The sequence below is a fragment of the Hymenobacter rubripertinctus genome (assembly GCF_003583925.1).
GTDB lineage: Bacteria > Bacteroidota > Bacteroidia > Cytophagales > Hymenobacteraceae > Hymenobacter > Hymenobacter rubripertinctus.
This window is the reverse complement of record NZ_QYCN01000043.1, coordinates 15,017-32,191: the sequence shown is the minus strand read 5'-3', so window position 1 is coordinate 32,191 and position 17,175 is coordinate 15,017. Positions and strand designations below refer to the sequence as shown.

The following is a 17,175-nucleotide window of genomic DNA, read 5'->3' as shown; positions in this document are numbered from 1 at the left end:
GAGTCGGCACGGCCTGAATCTGTTGCGCCAACTCACCCGGCCACATACGGCCCCTGACCAGCCGCTGGCACGCAAAATTCTGAACCTACTGGATGTATTTAGTCGCTATCTTGCTCGTGGACAACCCACTAAAATAGTAGGGTAGAGTACCGTAAGCTACTCCGACTATTGGATAAATAAAAAGCCGATTGCATGAATGCAATCGGCTTTTTATTTATCCAATAGTGTGACTTAGGCCACGCCCGAACCCGGCCGCACGGCGCTGCTGGGCTGCATCAGGCTCAGCACGCCGTCGGCGTTTTCAGCCATCAGGAGCATGCCCTGGCTCTGGATGCCTTTGATTTCGCGGGGGGCGAGGTTGAGCAGCACCTGCACCTGCTGGCCCACCAGGGCTTCGGGCAGGAAGTGCTCGGCAATGCCCGACACGATGGTGCGGGGCTCGTCGAAACCCAGGTCAACGCTGAGTTTGAGCAGCTTCTTGGTTTTGGCGACTTTCTCGGCGGCCACGATGGTGCCAATGCGCAGGTCCATCGTCTGGAACTGCTCGAAGCTGATGTCCTCCTTGGCGGGGGCAGCAACGGCGGCGGCCAGCTCGTTGGCTTTCTTGGTGTCGAGCAGCTTCTGGACCTGGGCTTCCACGGTAGCGTCTTCGATTTTAGTGAACAGCAGGGCGGCTTCGGCCAGCTGGTGGCCGGCGGGCAGCGCGTTGGGGCGGCCGGCCTCGGGCCAGGTACCTTTCTCGGTGTTCAGCATGCGGCCGAGGCGGGCGGCGGCTTCGGGCAGGAAGGGTTCGAGCAGCGTGACGAAGGCGGCCGTCAGTTGCAGCGAAACGTGCAGCACGGTGCCGGTGCGGGCTTCATCGGTTTTGATGAGCTTCCAGGGCTCCTGGTCGGCCAGGTACTTGTTTCCCAGGCGCGAGAGGCTCATCAGCTCGTTCAGCGCATCGCGGAAGCGGTAGTTTTCCAGCAGCTCGCCAATGCGGGCCGGAAACTCGCCCATCTGGCGCAGCACGTCCTCGTCTTCGGTGGAGAAGCCCACGGCGGCGGGCACTTTACCGTCAAAGAATTTATGCGTGAGCACCACGGCTCGGTTCACGAAGTTGCCCAGGTTGGCTACCAGCTCGTTGTTGTTGCGGGCCTGGAAGTCTTTCCAGGTGAAGTCGTTGTCCTTGTTCTCGGGGGCATTGGCGCAGAGCACGTAGCGCAGCACGTCGGCCTGGCCGGGGAAATCCAGCAGGTACTCGTGCAGCCACACGGCCCAGTTGCGACTCGTGCTGATCTTGTCGCCTTCTAGGTTCAGGAACTCGTTGGCGGGCACGTTGTCGGGCAGGATGAACTCGCCGTGGGCCTTGAGCATCGCCGGGAAGATGATGCAGTGGAACACGATGTTGTCCTTGCCGATGAAGTGAACCAGCTTGGTGCCGGCGTCCTTCCAGTAAGGCTCCCAGGCACCATCGGGCAGCAGTTCCTTGGTGGCCGAAATATAGCCGATGGGCGCATCGAACCACACGTAGAGCACCTTGCCTTCGCCGCCGGGCACTGGTACGGGCACGCCCCAATCGAGGTCGCGCGTCACGGCCCGGGGCAGCAGGCCCTGGTCAATCCAGGATTTGCACTGGCCGTACACGTTGGCTTTCCAGTCCTGCTTGTGGCCCTCCACAATCCACTCGCGCAGCCAGTGCTCGTACTGGTCGAGGGGCAGGTACCAGTGCTTGGTTTCGCGTAGCACGGGGTGGTTGCCGCTCAGCATGGAACGCGGATTGATAAGCTCGGTGGGCGAAAGCGAGGTGCCGCACTTCTCGCACTGGTCGCCGTAGGCGTTGTCGTTGCCACAGTTGGGGCAGGTACCTACAATGTAGCGGTCGGCCAGAAACTGGTCGGCCTGCTCGTCATAATACTGCTCCGACACCTGCTCGATGAACTTGCCATCGGCGTGCAGCTTCAGAAAAAAGTCGCTGGCCGTTTCGGCGTGGGTTTTCGAGGAGGTGCGCGAGTAAATGTCAAATGACACACCGAAGTCGCGGAACGAGTCGCCGATGAGGGCGTGGTACTTATCCACGACCTGCTGGGGCGTGACGCCCTCCTTCTGGGCCCGGATGGTGATGGGCACGCCATGCTCGTCGGAGCCGCAGATGAATTTCACGTCGCGCTGCTGGGCGCGCAGGTAGCGCGTGTAGATGTCGGCGGGCAGGTACACGCCGGCCAGGTGGCCGATGTGCACGGGGCCGTTGGCGTAGGGCAGGGCCGCCGTAACGGTGTAGCGTTGGGGTAGAGCGGGCATATTCGGAACAGAAAGCAACTAATCGGGTAAGCCGGGGCGGCGAACTGGTCCCGGCTATGCAAAGGAACGAGTAAAAAGAGGAACCGCACCGCTTGCGGGCCGGCTCACACCCCGGCTCACGGTGCGGAGTCAACCATAAATACTTCTGTATTCCAGTCGCCAACCGGCGCGCCTGACCGTATAGCACTCCAGTCTTTCTTCCCAACACTGTTCAGTTCCCGTATATGACCAAAGCCTCCAAAACTGCCAAAGACAAAACCGCCAAGAAGGCCAAAGCCGAGAAGGACCCGGCCAAGAAAGCCCAGGCGAAGGCCGCAAAAGCCGCAAAGACCGCTTCTGCTGCCCTGAACGAAAAAAAATCAACCAAGAAAACCAGCCAGAAAAAGGCGCTGAAAGCGGCCGCCAAGCAGCTGCAAAAGGAACTCGACGGGCGCATCAATGCGGTAGTCAAGCGCATCCGCAAGGAAACCAAGGCCCAGTTGCAGGAAGTGGTAAAGGATGCCACCCGCCGTCTGGACACCGACATGGAGCACCTCTTCGAGCAGGCATTGCACACGATAGTGCGCCACCACGAAGCCGGTACGCCCGGCGCTTCCGACAGCGTTTCAGCCACCGCCGACCCGGCCTCGCTGCCGGAGCCGGCTCCGGCTCCGGCTCCTAAGCCCGCCMCCCGCCGCACCCGCGCCGCCCGCCCGGCCACGAAGCCCGCCACCACCCAGCCCACCCGCCCCGCCGCCGCCAAACCAGCGGCTCCAAAGGCCCCGGCCAGCCGTTCCCGGACCACCGCCCAAAAGCCCGCTTCCCCCGCCGACTCGGCCCCTAAGACGGAAGAGGGGGGCGCCTAAGCCGTCGTTCTTTGGCACGCCAAAAGGCCCGCTACCGGATTGGTAACGGGCCTTTTGGCGTGCCGGAGTCGGGCGCTAAAGTTACTGGCAAAGTGCCCTGCTTAGGGCAGCCGCAGCGTATCGGCCGGGGCACCTTTTACGCGTTTGAGGCGGGTTTCGGGGGTGCTGGTATTATTGTCGTCGGTGTTGAGGGTTTCGGGCCGCTTCTGGGAGTTGATGCCACTGGCCTGGTTGCCCAATCGTACGCGGCCCGGGGTGGCATCAGGCGTTGCGCCATTGTAGCCGGCGTTGCTGTTGTAGGCCGCTTGGCGGTCGGCGTCGGTCAGAATGCGGTTTGGAACGCGGCGGGCGCTGGCCTCTTCGGCGGCCGTATCCTGGGCCGCGGTACAACCACTCAACAGCAGCACGGTGGGCACTGAAATCCAAAAAAAAGCGGGGTAGCGCATAGCAAAAAGCAAAGGAGCCGACCTCCAGCAGATCGGCTCCTGGTGCTAACGGGCGGCACCCGGCGAAGTTGGGCCAGGTGGCCGCTAAATTGCCGGAAACCGGTATGGCTGCCCGTGGCGCCCGGGTACCCGCGCCACGGGCGGCTACCCCCGAGGGGTCGGCAAATCGGCCCGGATGCCGTCCCAGAGGGCCACGCGGGCGCTCATGCAACGCACGGCCGTTGCCTCGGCCTCGGCCCAGCGCTGGGCCGAATCGGCGCACAGGTCGCGCACCATTTGCTGAGCCAGGGGCGTATGCACCTCCTCATCGAGCTGAATGTGGCGGTCGAGGTAGTAGGTGAAGGTGTCGAGCTGGCCGGGGAAGCGCTGGCGCAAATCGTGCACGAGGTGGCGGAACATGTCGGGTATCACGTCTTCGCGCCCAAACGTGAAGGCGGCCGCCACCGCGTGGGGCTGGCCCAGCTCGATGAGGCGAAAGGTATCGAGCACGAACCCGCGCACCGAAACAGGCGCATTGGCCTCGGCCAGCGCATCGGCGACCGAGGCACCTTCGGCCAGCGCGGCCAGCAGGCGCTCGACGGGCGCAGTATCGGCTCCGCACTCGCGCATGGCCCGCAGGTAAAGCTCAAAATGACTGGTGGGCCGGCCTTCGGGGTCGAGGTCCGTTTCCTCTTCCAGTACGATGTCGTTGATGAGGCGGCGGGTGGCAGGGTTGCCGCGGGGCACCCAGGGCAGCTCCACGCAGGTCAGCTCCCGTTGCAGGGCCTTGAGCAGCGACATAAAATCCCAGACGGCAAATACGTGGTGCTCCATGAACACGCGCAAATCGGCCAGGGACTGGAGCGACTGGTACACGCCGTGGGCCACGAGCTGTTCGCGGGCCGGCGCCAGGGCCGTTTGGAGGTCGGCAATACCGTCAGGATGGAGTTGAGTTGACATAGTAAAGCAACAGGCTTTCAGCTACAAGCTGCAATGAAAACAGGAATAAAAAAGGGCAAAGTACGCGCTGGTTAGGCGCTACAGGGTCATAACAAACGAAACGGCCCACCGGCTTGGATTGCCAGCGGGCCATTCACAAAGGTAGTTGAGTTGGCTATTGTCAGTTGCCAGTGAAGGAACGTCGTCCTGACAACTGACAACCGACAACTGACAACCGACAACTGACAACTACCCTACTTGGCTTTCTCGAACACCATGCCGTAGGAATCCATGCAGTAGCGCTGGCCGGTGGGCTTGGGGCCGTCGTTGAAGACGTGGCCGAGGTGGCCGCCGCATTGGGCGCACAGCAGCTCGTCGCGGCTCATGCCATACGTGTTGTCGGACGTTACTTTGAGGCTGGCGTTGGCGGCCGGGGCCCAGAAGCTGGGCCAGCCGGTACCCGACTCAAATTTGGTTTCGGAGGAGAACAGCAGGTTGTGGTCGGCGGCGCAGTAGTAGTTGCCCTTTTCGTGGTTGTCCCAGAAGGGGTTGGCGAAAGGTTTTTCGGTACCCTGCTCGCGCAGGATGAAGAACTGCTCGGCCGTGAGCTGCTTTTTCCACTCGGCCTGGGTTTTCTGCACCGGAAACTCGCCGGGCTTGCCCGTGGTGGGCTGGGGCTTGGGATACTGCTCGGCCGTGCGCGAGGCCACCGTCATGGCCGGAGTTGTGTCGGCAGCGTCCATTTTGGCGTCGCGGGAACTGGCCTGCTGGGAGCAGGCGGTGTTGAGCGTGGCGGCAGAAATCAGTAAGAGAAGCAAGGAAGAGCGCATGGGCAGAGAATTGGTACGATGAAGGAAGGCAGGCCCCGGGGGCCGGCGACGGAATAACATACGGAAGCCGGCAACGGTTCGGTCGCCCCCCCCCCAGAGCCAGCTGGGCGCTATTTTCTCCGGAACCCCAGCGGCCCAGCCAGTTGCCCATTACGGCCCGGCTTTATTCCTTACTCAGCAACAATTAATTACGCCCACGATTTTGCGCCAAACATTCCCTACCTTTGCGCCCGGAAAACCCATTGTATGCAGAACATTCGGAATATCGCCATCATCGCCCACGTTGACCACGGCAAGACCACGCTCGTGGACAAGATCATTCACGCCTCGAAGCTGTTCGACGAACACCAACAGTTCGACGACCTCATCCTCGACAACAATGACCTGGAGCGTGAGCGGGGCATCACCATCGTTTCCAAGAACGTATCCGTACGTTACAAGGACGTAAAAATCAACATCATCGACACCCCCGGTCACGCCGACTTCGGCGGCGAGGTGGAGCGGGTCCTGAAGATGGCCGACGGCGTATTGCTGCTCGTCGATGCCTTCGAAGGTGCCATGCCCCAGACCCGCTTCGTGCTGGGCAAAGCCCTCGATTTGGGTCTGAAGCCCATCGTGGTGGTGAACAAAGTCGATAAGGAAAACTGCCGGCCCGATGAGGTGCACGAGCAGGTTTTCGACCTCATGTTCAACCTCGGTGCCAACGAAGACCAGCTGGACTTCGTGACGCTGTACGGCTCCTCGAAGCAGGGCTGGATGAGCACCGACTGGAAGACCAAAACCGACAGCATTATTCCGCTGCTCGACGCCGTGGTGGCGTCCATCCCCCCGGCTCCTACCCTCGACGGTACGCCCCAGATGCAGATTACCTCGCTCGACTACTCGTCGTTCGTGGGCCGCATCGCCATCGGCCGCGTGCACCGCGGCACGCTGAAGGAAGGCGCCAACATGAGCCTGGTGAAGCGCGACGGCACCATCAAGAAAGTAAAAATCAAGGAGCTGCAGGTGTTTGAAGGCCTTGGCCGCACCAAGGTTTCGGAGGTTAGCTCAGGCGAAATTTGCGCCGTAACGGGCATCGAAGGCTTCGACATCGGCGACACGCTCGCTGACGCTGAAAACCCCGAGGGCCTGTCGGTTATCAGCATCGACGAGCCAACGATGAACATGCTGTTCACCATCAACAACTCGCCCTTCTTCGGTAAGGAAGGCAAGTTCGTTACCTCGCGTCACCTGCGTGACCGCCTGTTCAAGGAAACCGAGAAAAACCTGGCCCTGCGCGTAAAGGAAACCGACCGCGAGGACAGCTTCCTGGTGTACGGCCGTGGTATTCTTCACTTGTCGGTGCTGATTGAAACCATGCGCCGCGAAGGCTTCGAGCTGCAGGTGGGTCAGCCCCAGGTATTGTTTCAGGAAGACGAGAAAGGCAACCGCCTGGAGCCGATTGAGCACCTGGTAGTGGACGTACCCGAGACGACGGCCGGTAAGGTAATCGAGCTGGTAACGATGCGCAAAGGCGAACTGACCATCATGGAGCCCAAGGGCGACCTGCAGCACCTGGAATTCAACATTCCGGCCCGGGGCCTGATCGGCCTGCGCAACAACGTGCTGACCGCCACCGCCGGTGAGGCCATCATGAACCACCGCTTCTCGGCCTACGAGCCGCACAAGGGCGTGATTCCGGGCCGTATCGCGGGTTCGCTGATTTCGATGGATACGGGTATGGGCACGGCCTACACCATTGATAAGATGCAGGACCGCGGCGAGTTCTTCGTTGATCCGGGCGAAGAGGTATACGCTGGCCAGGTTATCGGCGAGCATACCCGCCCGAACGACCTGACCATCAACATCCAGAAGGGCAAGAAGCTCACGAACATGCGCGCGTCGGGTACCGACGACAACGCCAAGATTGTTCCCAAGCGCCAGTTCTCGCTGGAAGAAGCCATGGAATACATCCAGAAGGATGAGTACCTGGAGGTAACGCCCAAGTCGATCCGGATGCGTAAGATCCTGCTCGACGAGAACGAGCGCCTGCGCTTCGCCAAGAAGGTCGACTAGATTTCGTTTTTCGGAGTTTGTTCTTCGTTTAAGAATAAAAGGGGCGCGGCGCAAGTCGCGCCCCTTTTTTCGGGCCGGCCGGTGGCTTCCGGTAGCCAAAGTCCGTATCTTGAGTTCGTTAACCTGCTACCTGGCTCTCTATGGATTCCGAAAACCGCAACAAGCGCGACCTGCCCGAAGTCGTAGCCGACATCCTGATTACGCTGGATAAAGTGCAGCAAACCCAGGAACGCATGCAGCAAACCCAGGAACGCATGCAACAAACCCAGGAGCGCATGCAGGAAAGAATGGATGAGGGGTTCACCCGTATGGAAAGCGCCTTCAATAACATGACCACGGCCGTGCTGGATGCCATGAACCGGCAAACGGCCCGCTACGACACCGTGCAAACCAAGCAGACCGGCCAGGATACGGAAGTGCGGGAGTTGCGGGAGCGGCTGGAAAACCTGGAGAAAGTAGTTTACAAAAAAGCGGGCTGAACTGCCCGCTGACGCCCTGCAAAGCCGGAAGCGGCGCGGCCCCGTTGGGCCGCGCCGCTTTCTTTTTCCGTCCGGATCGCGAAACCCGGCAACCGCAGCGCGTTCGGGTGGTTGACTCTGTTACCGACCTCACCAACCTTGTGCCGCGTGCCCTTCTCCTTCCTGCCTGCGCCCACCCGCCGCCCGTCCCTGATGCGCCAACGCTGGAGCAACCTGCTGTTTGCCCACTGGCCGGTCCCGCCCGAAACGCTACGGCCCTACCTGCCGGCCCGCCTGGAGCTGGACCTGTTCGAGGACCAGGCCTGGCTGGGCGTGGTGCCCTTCACCATGAGCCGCATCCGGCCGCTGGGGCTGCCGGCCGTGCCCGGCCTGAGTGCCCTGCACGAGTTGAACGTGCGCACCTACGCCCGCCTCGATGGGGTGCCGGGCGTGTGGTTTCTCTCCCTCGATGCCACTCAGCCGCTGGGCGTGTGGGCGGCCCGCACGCTGTTTCACCTGCCCTATCTGCATGCCCGGATGGCGCTCACGGAAGCTAACGGCCAGCTGCGGACCGTAGCCGAACGCACCCATCGGGGCGCGGCCCCGGCCACGTTCGCCGCCACCTGGACGCCCGGGGCGGCCCTGCCACTGGCCCGGCCGGGCACGCTGGCGCACTTCCTTACCGAGCGCTACTGCCTCTATACCGCCGGCCCCGATGTGCGCGCCGGCCGGCACGGGCCGCACCTCTGGCGCGGGCAGCTCGGGCACGAACCCTGGCAGCTGCGGGAGGCTAGTTTGCAGGAATGGGACTCGACGCTACTCGAAAGCCACGGCCTGCCCACGCCTACTGGCCCGCCCCTGCTCTATGCCGCCGAGCCGCTCGACGTGACCGTGCAAAGCCTGCGGCGCGTATGATGCCCGGGCCGTTTAGTGGCGCACCTCAAACGTCGTGTAGCCCTGCACCGCCCCGGCCACCACGTCTACCTGATCGACGCGGGCGGCGGGTGGTCCGCCCAGCCGGCACCAGCTTTCCAGCGCGGCCAGCGCTTCGGCCGGGCCTTCGGCTTCGATGCTGACGGTGCCGTTGGGGTTGTTGTGGGCGTAGCCGTGCAGGCCCAGCTGCCGGGCCTGCTGGCGGACGCTCTGGCGGAAGAATACGCCCTGCACGTGGCCGTGGATGGTAAGAGTGCGGTGTTCAGTGGTCATCACGCTTGTGGGAGAAGGCCTGGTTGGGAAGTGGCTGGTGCTGCTTGGTTGGTGGAGCCGGGCAGCCCGTTGCCCCCGGCCCGGTTACCGGACGTAGATTAGCCCAGCGGAGTTACGAGCGCCTGGATAACTTATCGGCCATGAACCTACACCTGTTTTATCTGGCCACGATAGTGGTGCCGGCGCTGGCAACGGCGGTAGCGCTGCGCTGCGGCGGATGGCAACGGCGGCTATACGTGGGGGGCAGCCGCCTGCTGCTCGGGGCGCTCATGCTGGGCGGCGGCCTCTATAAGCTCTCCGGCAACCATCTGCCCGGCCTCATGGGCCCGCCGATGAACCCGGCCTTCCTGGCCCAGCATCAGCTGGAAATTTTTGCCCGCTTTATCGGTGCAGCCCAGCTGCTTATTGGGCTGCTGCTGCTCACGGGCCGGTTCGCGCTGCTGGGCGCGGTACTGCTGGTGCCCATGTGGCTCAACATCATCTTCCTCACCTGGTCGCAGCACTGGCCAGGCACTCCATATTTGGTGACGGGCTTTCTGGTCCTGACGACTGGCTTGCTGCTCCACGATTTCCCGCGGCTCAAATTTATTTTCTATCCGCCCCAACACCCCGACGCGCTATGTGCCCTGCCCCTGCGCACGGCCGGCCCCGGCTCCGAAACGTTAGGGTGGCTGGCCCTGGGCACGGTGGTGGGCGGAGCGCTGCTCTACCCGGTTTCGCCGACGGCTATGCTGGGCATGATGGGCCTGGGCGGCGCACTGCTGCTCCTGACCACTGGGTGGAGCTGGCGACGCGGGCGGCCCGGCCCGGCTGCAACGCCTACCTCCGCTGGCGCACGGCCTCGAAGGTGAGAATAGCCGTGGCCGTGCTCACGTTGAGCGAGTCGATGTAGCCGGCCATCGGGATGATGATGGTCTGGTCGCAGGCGTGCATGAGCGCGGGCGTGAGGCCGTCGGCTTCGGTGCCCATCACGAAGGCGGTGGGGCCACGGAAGTCGAACTCGGTGTAAGGGCGGGCCTGGTCGGTGAGGGCGGCGGCGTAGGTGCGGATACCACGCCGGGCGCACCAGGCCAGCAGCTCGGGCCGGGAGGTAGCCACGGTGGGCACCGTGAAAATGCAGCCGATACTGCTGCGAATGGCGTTGGGGTTGTAGAGGTCGGTACGTGGGTCGCAGATAATAACGGCATCGGCCTGGGCGGCATCGGCGGTGCGCAGGATGGCCCCCAGATTACCGGGCTTCTCCACGGCTTCCAGCACCAGCAGCAGCGGGTTGGCGGGCAGCACCAGGCTTTCGAGCGTGTGCTGCGGGGGCCGCACCAGGGCCAGCACCCCGTCGGAGCCTTCGCGGTAGGCCACTTTCTCGAATACCGCCTTCGACACCGAAAACCACTCGGCCTGCTCGCCCAGCATCGTTGCCAGCTCTTGCAGCTGGCTTTCGGTAGCCAGCTCGGGACACACAAACAGCGCGTCGACCACCGCGCCGGCCTGGCAGGCAATGATGAGCTCGCGGTGGCCTTCCAAGATAGTGAGCTGCTGCTGCCGCCGCTCCGACGACTTCTGCTGGAGCTTGAGCAGGTTCTTGATGCGCGGGTTCTGGGGGCTGGAAATCGGGTCGGACTGGGGCATGGGGCAGAAAAAGGCGGGCGGCCCGGCGGGGGGGGGCAGCGCCGGTAAAGATACGGAAGCCAACGCGGGCGGGGCCGCCCGCGTTGGCCGGGGCGGGAAGGCCCGCAGGAACCCGTACTTTACGGCCCGTTTACTTTTATTTCGTTCGCGCTTATGAGCATCCGGCTCAACACCAAAATCATTCTGGGCTTCATCATTGCCGTGGGCGTGCTGGTGCTCACGGCCCTCGCCTCCTGGTACAGCATTCAGCAGCTGGGCTACTACACGCGCCAGGTAGAGCACACCTACCGCGTAATCCAGAACACCGATGACCTGCGCATGCACCTGCGCGATGCCCAGGGCCAGGCCCGCAGCTACCTGCTGCTCAACGATTCCAGCTATCTGCGGGCCTTCCAGGCCACTACGCCCAAGGCCCAGACTGTTTTCACCCGCATTCGCCGCCTCACCCGGGCCAACCCCCGGCAACAAGCCCGGCTCGACACGCTGGAGCGAGCCATTGCGGAGGACCTGAACTACCTAAGCAACTGGCAGCAGAACCGCACTTCCTCGGCCCGAACCGTGCGCCTGCTGATTCTTGGCGACCAGCGCATGGAAAACCTGCGCGCGCTGCTCAACCGCATCAAGGACAGAGAGAAAGTGTTGCTGCGCGACCAGCGCCAGGGCCAGGATTTCTACCAGAACACCACTCCGGCTGCCATCGTGTTTTCGGCCCTGCTGGCGGCCGTAATCGTGGTGTGGCTGTTTGGCAAGATTACGCGGGAGCTGGGCGCCAATGAGCAGCTGCAAACGGCCCTCACGCAAACCAACGAAAAAGTAGGCCGGCGCATTCAGATCATTGACGCGCTGGCCAACCGCGTGGTGCAGGGCGATTACACGGTTAAAATCACGGACCAGGAGCAGGACAGCCTGGGCAACCTGGCGGCCTCGCTCAACCGCATGACCCAGACGCTGGAAACTACTTTTACCGCGCTGCAAACCCGCAACCGGGAGCTCGACCAGTTTGCCTACGTGGCCTCCCACGACCTGAAAGCGCCCCTGCGCGGCGTGCTGACGGTAGTCAAATGGATTGAGGACGAGCTGAGCCAGGAAATAAGTGAGCAGATGGGCCAGTACCTGACCATGATGAAGGGCCGCCTGCACCGGCTCGAAGACCTCATCAACGGGCTGCTGGCCTACGCCCGGGCCGGCCGCACCGAGCGGCAGCTGGAAGCAGTGCCCGTGCAGGAGCTGGTGCGGGAAGTAGCCGAGCTGGTCGTGCCGCCCACCTTCGAGGTAGTAACGCCGGAGCCGCTGCCGGTGCTGCACACCGACCGCCTGAGCCTGCAACAGGTTTTCACCAACCTAATGGGCAACGCCGCCAAGTACCACCACCGCCCCGCCGGCCGCCTCACCATCACGGCCCAGGACATCGGGGCCTGCTACGAGTTTCGGGTTCAGGACGACGGGCCGGGCATCGCGCCGCAGTTTCACCAGAAAATTTTCCTCATGTTCCAGACCCTGCGCGACCGGCACACTGCCGAGAGCACGGGCATCGGGCTGAGCATCGTGAAGCGCATCGTGGAGGAACAAAAAGGCACGATCCGCGTGGAATCGGAGGCTGGCAATGGTTCGGCCTTTATCTTTACCTGGCCCAAAGCGGCCGCCGTGAACCAGGTAGCCGGACCTTTGATGGGCAAAGCATCCTGATGCCCCCCCCCCCCGTACCTTGGTACCCCGAGCGCCCCGGCCCTGGCCGCCGGACCGGCCAGGGCCTTATTTCACTGTCTGTCCTTCGGGCCACCTCACTTACTTCATTCCCCGCCGCATGCGTTCTGTTCTCCTGGTTGAAGACGATTTTTTTGATACGATGACGGCCAAAAAGGCCTTCGAGAAGTTCAGCGTACCCCACGAGCTGCACACGGCCTTCAACGGCCTGGAAGCCCTGGACCTGCTGCTGGGCACCAACGGCGTGGAGCCCATTCGCCCGCTGCCCGAGGTGATTCTGCTGGATCTGAACATGCCCAAGATGAACGGCCACGAGTTCCTGGCCGAAATCCGGGCCAACCCCCAGCTGGCCGAAATTCCGGTTTTCATCACCACCACCTCTAGCATGGACGTGGATCGACTGAACGCCCAGAACCTGGAGGTGAGCGGCTACATTCTCAAGCCCCTGGACTTCGAGTCCGGCACGGATATGGTGGATAGCCTCAACCTACTGGAAAAGCTGCTGCGCTAACGTTTTGCCGGTCCTTGGCCCGCCCGGGGCCGGCAGACCAGAACGGCCGGCTGCTGCTTTAGTGACCCTTGCTCACGCCTCACTCATGTTCCGGGGCTGTATTTCCGGAGCTTTCTGCCTTACCTATCCCGTATGCTGCTTCGTACCCTCTCCTTCCTGACGCTGAGCGCGCTGGCGACGCCCGTGCTGGCTCAGCAAACGCCCCGTGGTGAGCTGAACACCGTGCCCGCCCCCGTTGTGCCCCCCGCCGCGCCCGATACCAGCCGCGCGCTGGCGCCGGCCCCCGCAGCGCCGGCGCCGCGCCAACCCCAGGCCCCGCTCCCGCCGGCCAACACCACCCGCTACGCGGTGGGCCTCAAATCGGGCCAGGTGCTGAAGGGCTACGATGTGGAGGTGAAGCAGCCGCTGCTGGGCCGCACGTTTCTGCTCGTGGATGGCCAGCAGAAGCTCGACCTGAACGATGTGCGCTACTACGAAGATGAAACCGGCTTTTATGTGCGCACCACCCTGCCGGGCCGCAGCAAGCGCGAAAGCACCCTGCGCCGCGACCGGGTAGGCCGCATCAGCCTGTATTCCATTACCAGCCAGCAGTACAACAATTCCGGCTACAGTCCCTACGGCTACGGCCGCTACGGCGGCTACAACCCCTACGGGGGGGGCCTCGGCGGCTACCGGACCGTCCGGACCGAGTATTTCAGCAAGGATAACGGTCCGATTGAGGACCTGAGCGTTAAGAACCTCCAACTGGCCACCCTCGACAACCAGGGCTCTCAGCAGATGCTGGCCAATGCCCGCCGCTACCAGACTTACACGACGCTTAGCTACGTGGGGGCCGGCGGCCTGCTGCTGGCGGGCGTGCTGTCGAGCTTTGGCAACAGCAATGGCTTTTCCGTGTCGCCGCTGGTATACGCAGCCATTCCGCTGGCCATCGTGCCGCTGGTGGTGGGCGGCAAGTCCCAGGACAGCATCAAACAGGCCATCCTGCTCTACAACCGCGGTCAGTAGGCTTCGGTGGTCAGTTGCCAGTTGCCAGTTGTTAGTTGTCAGTTGTTAGTTGTCAGTTGTCAGTTGTCAGTTGTCAGTTGCCAGTGTCCGGTTGCCAGTGTCCGGTTGCCAGTGGTCAGGATGGTGTTTTTTTTCCTGACAACTAACCACTGACAACTAACAACTAACAACTGATAACCGCAACCGCCCTCTTTCGCGTAGGCAGGCAGGTGAAAACACCTGCTGACTCCTCCCCCGAATTGCTTCCGGTCGAGCGCCGGGAGCTGGCCCTCTGGGTTCATGGCCGGCTGTGCGCCGAATATGGCTGCCCGGTGGCCTTCTTTGCCACCAAAGACCCGCTCAGTGAGCTCATCAGCTCCCTGCTCTCCCACCGCACCCGCAACCAGGATTCGCACCGCGCCTACCAGCAACTGCGCGCTCGTTTCCCGACCTGGGAAGAGGTGCGCGACGCGCCAGCGGCCGAGGTAGAGGCCGCCATCAGTCCCTGCACCTGGCCCGAGCAGAAAGCCCCCCGCCTCCAGCAGATTCTGCGTGAAATAGCCGCCCGCTGTGCCGGTGGCCCCTGCGACCTGGCATTTCTGGCCGATCTGCCCATCCCGGAGGCCCGGGCCTGGCTGGAGCAACTGCCCGGTGTGGGGCCTAAAACCAGCGCTGCCGTGCTCCTGTTCAGCACCCTGCGCCGCCCGGCCATGCCCGTCGACAGCCACCACCACCGCGTGGCCCAGCGCCTGGAACTCATCGGCCCCAAAGTAGGCGAAGCGGCGGCCCACAAACAGCTGGCGGCCCTGCTCCCGCCCGACTGGGATGCCCAGCAGGTGTACGACCACCACGAGGTATTCATGTTTCATGGCCAGAAGTGCTGCTACTTCCACACGCCTGCCTGCGGCCGCTGCCCCTTGCTGGCCCGGTGCCCGTTCGGACAGAGTCGGGTTCAGTAATTTTCCGCATCTTCCCGTTTTTCGCCTCCTTCCCGCTCCATGGAACAAACCTACGGTTTACCCGCCCTGCTTTCCATCTTCTTTCCTGGCCTCGGTCAGCTCATCAAAGGGCAGATTATGAAAGCTTTTTTGATTTGGGCCGTAGGCGGCGTGATTAGCTTTCTGCTGATCTGGACGATTGTGGTGCCCTTCGTTATCTGGGCCTGGAACGTGTACGATGCCTACAACGCGCCCGCCTGAGGCGTGCCCGTTCTGCACCTGAGAGCCAAGCCCAACGCCCGCCGCAACCAGCTCGAAATGACTTCCAATGGTGTTGTGACGGTGCGCCTGCACGCGCCGGCCCAGGATGGCCAGGCCAACACCTGCCTGCTGGGCTACCTAGCGGAGGTGTTTGGGGTGAACAAATCCAGCCTGATGCTGCTCAGCGGGCACACGGCCCCGTTCAAGAAAGTGGAAATCGGGGGGCTGGCGGAGGCGGAATTCCGGGCGGTGCTGGCGCGCTCCAGGGCCGAGTAGCAGCTTCCTACGGGGCGCAGCGGGCGGCTACTTCGCCCACGTTCCGCCGCGCCCGATTGCCACCGTTATGCCTTGCCCGCGGCGTGCTGGCGCCGCCGCTGGCGCTGAAAATAATGCGGCGGCCGCATCGGCCGGCGCCGCGCGGGCCACGGGTGCCGATACCGTAATTGCCGAAGCCTTCGGAGTAGCCCCCGATTTTGCTGGCCTCATCGCCGTGCCCGGCTTTCTGGTTTCCTACGTTTGAAGCGCAGCGGGGTAGTTTTTCCGGGCCCAGGGTGCGGAACGACGCGCTGTTTGCACCAACAACGGCGGCGGGGCTCTAGAGCACCGTTTCCACGCGGACGGCGCGGCGGTAGGCGCGCTCGTACTCCTCGTCGATGTGGTAGGTGGATTCCTCGTGCTGGCTCAGGTCGAGGCCCAGTTCCTCTTCCTGGAGCTTCACGCGCAGCCCGAACAGGCGGTCGGTTAGTTTCAGCAGCCCCCAGGCCCCCACGAAGCAGTAGGTGATGACGATGGCCAGGCCTAGCACGTGGTAGAGAAAGGTGGTGCTGGTACCGTAGATGAGGCCCACTTTGTCGGCAAACACGCCCGTGAGCAGCATGCCCACGATGCCGCCCAGCCCGTGGCAGGGAAACACATCCAGCGTATCGTCAATGGTGGTGCGCGAGTTCTGCCAATGCACGGCGACGTGGCTGATGAGGGCCGCCAGCACCCCGAACAAAATGCTCTGGCCGTAATCGATGTAACCGGCGGCGGGCGTAATGGCCACCAGGCCCACCACGGCCCCGGTGCAGGCCCCCACGGCCGTGGGTTTGCCGCCCCGCACCACTTCCACCAGAATCCAGGCCAGCAGCCCGGCCGCCGAGGCCAGGTTGGTATTCACGAAGGAAAGCGCGGCCACCTCGTTGGCCCCCAGGGCCGAGCCGGCATTGAAACCGAACCAGCCGAACCACAGCAACCCCGTACCGAGCAGGACGAACGGCACGTTAGGCGTGGAGAAGGCAGTGGATTGCAGGTGAGTGGAGCGTCGGCCCAGCACCAGCGCGCCGGCCAGCGCGGCTACGCCCGCCGAAATATGGACCACCGTACCGCCCGCGAAATCAAGGACGCCCCACTGACGCAGAAAACCCTCGGGGTGCCAGGTCCAGTGGGCCAGGGGGCAGTAGATGAACAGGCTGAAAAGTACCATGAAGGCCAGGTAGCCCTTGAAGCGCACCCGTTCGGCGAAGGAGCCGGTGATGAGGGCGGGCGTAATGATGGCAAACTTGAGTTGGAAGGCGAAGAAGAGAATAAACGGAATGCCGGCCGCGAAAGCCGGGTTGGGAGCCGTGCCCACGTTGCGCAGCAGCGCGTAGGTCAGTGGGTTGCCGATGAGCCCGTGCCAGGACTCGCCGTAGCAGAGCGAGAAGCCCACGAAGTAGAACACGACTGAAATCACGCCCAGGGCCACGAAGCTCTGGAGCATGGTGCTGATGACGTTTTTGGGGCGCACCATGCCGCCGTAGAAGAACGAGAGGCCGGGCGTCATAATCAGCACGAAAACGGTGGCCGTGAGCATCCAGGCCACGTCGGCCCCGTTGAGCGAGCCGGGCGCGGCGGCCGGGTGGGGCACCCGCACGAAGGCCGCCACCAGGGCCATAGCCACTAGGACCAGCAATGCGACCAAACCAAAGCTCATCTTCAAGGGGACAGATTTAGACGTCATAGCATGATTTTTCAGGTTATGTCCTTATTTTAGAGGGTCAATATAGAATCAAATACTACCATTTATATAATTTGCCCTATTTAATTGGGGTGCAAATTACATAAATACGGTCTTTTTTATCAATATTACCCT

At 62.8% G+C, this 17,175-nt stretch carries 18 protein-coding genes; 11 read left to right on the top strand and 7 right to left on the bottom strand.

The genetic code is table 11. The annotated features are described in order from the left end of the window. Positions 1-231: 231 nt before the first annotated feature. Positions 232-2,280, bottom strand: a complete 2,049-nt coding sequence (gene metG, locus D0T11_RS19335; RefSeq protein ID WP_119657458.1) for a methionine--tRNA ligase — start codon at positions 2,278-2,280, stop codon at positions 232-234. 224 nt (positions 2,281-2,504) lie between these two features. Here metG and D0T11_RS22685 point away from each other — a divergent pair, with 224 nt between their 5' ends. Continuing rightward, the gene (locus D0T11_RS22685) at positions 2,505-3,125 is read left to right on the top strand and encodes a hypothetical protein (RefSeq protein ID WP_182888500.1); all 621 of its coding nucleotides are present in this window, start codon (positions 2,505-2,507) and stop codon (positions 3,123-3,125) included. Between the two features lie 101 nt (positions 3,126-3,226). Here D0T11_RS22685 and D0T11_RS19320 read toward each other — a convergent pair whose 3' ends face one another. From D0T11_RS19320 to msrB, 3 genes are all read right to left on the bottom strand, one after another. Continuing rightward, positions 3,227-3,571, bottom strand: a complete 345-nt coding sequence (locus D0T11_RS19320; protein WP_119657455.1) for a hypothetical protein — start codon at positions 3,569-3,571, stop codon at positions 3,227-3,229. A 144-nt stretch (positions 3,572-3,715) separates the two neighbouring features. After that, a complete protein-coding gene (locus D0T11_RS19315; RefSeq protein WP_119657454.1) occupies positions 3,716-4,510 on the bottom strand; it encodes a DUF3050 domain-containing protein in 795 nt (264 codons plus the stop codon). 233 nt (positions 4,511-4,743) lie between these two features. Then, positions 4,744-5,319: a peptide-methionine (R)-S-oxide reductase MsrB gene (msrB, locus tag D0T11_RS19310; RefSeq protein WP_119657453.1), complete on the bottom strand. Its 576-nt coding sequence runs from the start codon at positions 5,317-5,319 to the stop codon at positions 4,744-4,746. Between the two features lie 246 nt (positions 5,320-5,565). On the opposite strand from msrB, the gene typA reads away from it, so the two are divergent. From typA to D0T11_RS19295, 3 genes are all read left to right on the top strand, one after another. Next, positions 5,566-7,374 carry a translational GTPase TypA gene (typA, locus tag D0T11_RS19305; RefSeq protein ID WP_119657452.1) on the top strand — a complete coding sequence of 603 codons (1,809 nt, stop codon included), beginning with the start codon at positions 5,566-5,568 and terminating at the stop codon, positions 7,372-7,374. 140 nt (positions 7,375-7,514) lie between these two features. Next, positions 7,515-7,853, top strand: coding sequence for a hypothetical protein (locus D0T11_RS19300; protein ID WP_119657451.1), 339 nt, complete (start codon positions 7,515-7,517; stop codon positions 7,851-7,853). Positions 7,854-8,000: 147 nt separating this feature from the next. Next, positions 8,001-8,747, top strand: a complete 747-nt coding sequence (locus D0T11_RS19295) for a YqjF family protein (protein ID WP_220473751.1) — start codon at positions 8,001-8,003, stop codon at positions 8,745-8,747. Positions 8,748-8,759: 12 nt separating this feature from the next. Here D0T11_RS19295 and D0T11_RS19290 read toward each other — a convergent pair whose 3' ends face one another. Next, positions 8,760-9,038, bottom strand: coding sequence for an acylphosphatase (locus D0T11_RS19290; protein ID WP_119657450.1), 279 nt, complete (start codon positions 9,036-9,038; stop codon positions 8,760-8,762). Between the two features lie 140 nt (positions 9,039-9,178). On the opposite strand from D0T11_RS19290, the gene D0T11_RS19285 reads away from it, so the two are divergent. Then, positions 9,179-9,889, top strand: a complete 711-nt coding sequence (locus D0T11_RS19285) for a DoxX family membrane protein (RefSeq protein WP_119657449.1) — start codon at positions 9,179-9,181, stop codon at positions 9,887-9,889. Here D0T11_RS19285 and D0T11_RS19280 read toward each other — a convergent pair. After that, the gene (locus tag D0T11_RS19280) at positions 9,858-10,664 is read right to left on the bottom strand and encodes a TrmH family RNA methyltransferase (protein WP_119657448.1); all 807 of its coding nucleotides are present in this window, start codon (positions 10,662-10,664) and stop codon (positions 9,858-9,860) included. The two genes, D0T11_RS19285 and D0T11_RS19280, sit on opposite strands and share 32 nt — an antisense overlap. A 153-nt stretch (positions 10,665-10,817) precedes the next feature. Between D0T11_RS19280 and D0T11_RS19275 the strand changes: the two genes are divergently transcribed. The 6 genes from D0T11_RS19275 to D0T11_RS19250 all read left to right on the top strand — a co-directional run bounded on the left by D0T11_RS19275 (position 10,818) and on the right by D0T11_RS19250 (position 15,338). Further along, positions 10,818-12,350 (top strand): sensor histidine kinase, encoded by a 1,533-nt coding sequence (locus D0T11_RS19275; protein ID WP_119657447.1) that lies wholly within the window; start codon positions 10,818-10,820, stop codon positions 12,348-12,350. A gap of 118 nt (positions 12,351-12,468) precedes the next feature. Next, positions 12,469-12,879: a response regulator gene (locus D0T11_RS19270; RefSeq protein ID WP_119657446.1), complete on the top strand. Its 411-nt coding sequence runs from the start codon at positions 12,469-12,471 to the stop codon at positions 12,877-12,879. Positions 12,880-13,011: 132 nt separating this feature from the next. Beyond that, complete coding sequence (locus D0T11_RS19265; protein WP_119657445.1) at positions 13,012-13,884, top strand: hypothetical protein; 873 nt, start codon at positions 13,012-13,014, stop codon at positions 13,882-13,884. Between the two features lie 209 nt (positions 13,885-14,093). Continuing rightward, complete coding sequence (locus D0T11_RS19260; protein ID WP_245991037.1) at positions 14,094-14,822, top strand: endonuclease III domain-containing protein; 729 nt, start codon at positions 14,094-14,096, stop codon at positions 14,820-14,822. Positions 14,823-14,861: 39 nt separating this feature from the next. Beyond that, entirely contained in the window at positions 14,862-15,062 is a 201-nt protein-coding gene (locus D0T11_RS19255) for a hypothetical protein (RefSeq protein WP_119657443.1), read from the top strand. 3 nt (positions 15,063-15,065) lie between these two features. Beyond that, the gene (locus tag D0T11_RS19250) at positions 15,066-15,338 is read left to right on the top strand and encodes a DUF167 domain-containing protein (protein ID WP_119657442.1); all 273 of its coding nucleotides are present in this window, start codon (positions 15,066-15,068) and stop codon (positions 15,336-15,338) included. A 319-nt stretch (positions 15,339-15,657) separates the two neighbouring features. On the opposite strand, the gene D0T11_RS19245 is transcribed toward D0T11_RS19250, so the two are convergent. Further along, on the bottom strand, positions 15,658-17,016 hold the full coding sequence (locus D0T11_RS19245) for an ammonium transporter (RefSeq protein WP_245991034.1): 1,359 nt from the start codon (positions 17,014-17,016) through the stop codon (positions 15,658-15,660). Positions 17,017-17,175: the final 159 nt, after the last annotated feature.

Excerpts from the sequence above, each read along its gene's own strand:
- metG (WP_119657458.1), bottom strand. The coding sequence starts at position 2,280 with ATGCCCGCTCTACCCCAACGCTACACCGTTACGGCGGCCCTGCCCTAC.
- D0T11_RS19320 (WP_119657455.1), bottom strand. The coding sequence starts at position 3,571 with ATGCGCTACCCCGCTTTTTTTTGGATTTCAGTGCCCACCGTGCTGCTG.
- D0T11_RS19315 (WP_119657454.1), bottom strand. The coding sequence starts at position 4,510 with ATGTCAACTCAACTCCATCCTGACGGTATTGCCGACCTCCAAACGGCC.
- msrB (WP_119657453.1), bottom strand. The coding sequence starts at position 5,319 with ATGCGCTCTTCCTTGCTTCTCTTACTGATTTCTGCCGCCACGCTCAAC.
- typA (WP_119657452.1), top strand. The coding sequence starts at position 5,566 with ATGCAGAACATTCGGAATATCGCCATCATCGCCCACGTTGACCACGGC.
- D0T11_RS19300 (WP_119657451.1), top strand. The coding sequence starts at position 7,515 with ATGGATTCCGAAAACCGCAACAAGCGCGACCTGCCCGAAGTCGTAGCC.
- D0T11_RS19290 (WP_119657450.1), bottom strand. The coding sequence starts at position 9,038 with ATGACCACTGAACACCGCACTCTTACCATCCACGGCCACGTGCAGGGC.
- D0T11_RS19285 (WP_119657449.1), top strand. The coding sequence starts at position 9,179 with ATGAACCTACACCTGTTTTATCTGGCCACGATAGTGGTGCCGGCGCTG.
- D0T11_RS19280 (WP_119657448.1), bottom strand. The coding sequence starts at position 10,664 with ATGCCCCAGTCCGACCCGATTTCCAGCCCCCAGAACCCGCGCATCAAG.
- D0T11_RS19275 (WP_119657447.1), top strand. The coding sequence starts at position 10,818 with ATGAGCATCCGGCTCAACACCAAAATCATTCTGGGCTTCATCATTGCC.
- D0T11_RS19270 (WP_119657446.1), top strand. The coding sequence starts at position 12,469 with ATGCGTTCTGTTCTCCTGGTTGAAGACGATTTTTTTGATACGATGACG.
- D0T11_RS19265 (WP_119657445.1), top strand. The coding sequence starts at position 13,012 with ATGCTGCTTCGTACCCTCTCCTTCCTGACGCTGAGCGCGCTGGCGACG.
- D0T11_RS19255 (WP_119657443.1), top strand. The coding sequence starts at position 14,862 with ATGGAACAAACCTACGGTTTACCCGCCCTGCTTTCCATCTTCTTTCCT.
- D0T11_RS19245 (WP_245991034.1), bottom strand. The coding sequence starts at position 17,016 with ATGAGCTTTGGTTTGGTCGCATTGCTGGTCCTAGTGGCTATGGCCCTG.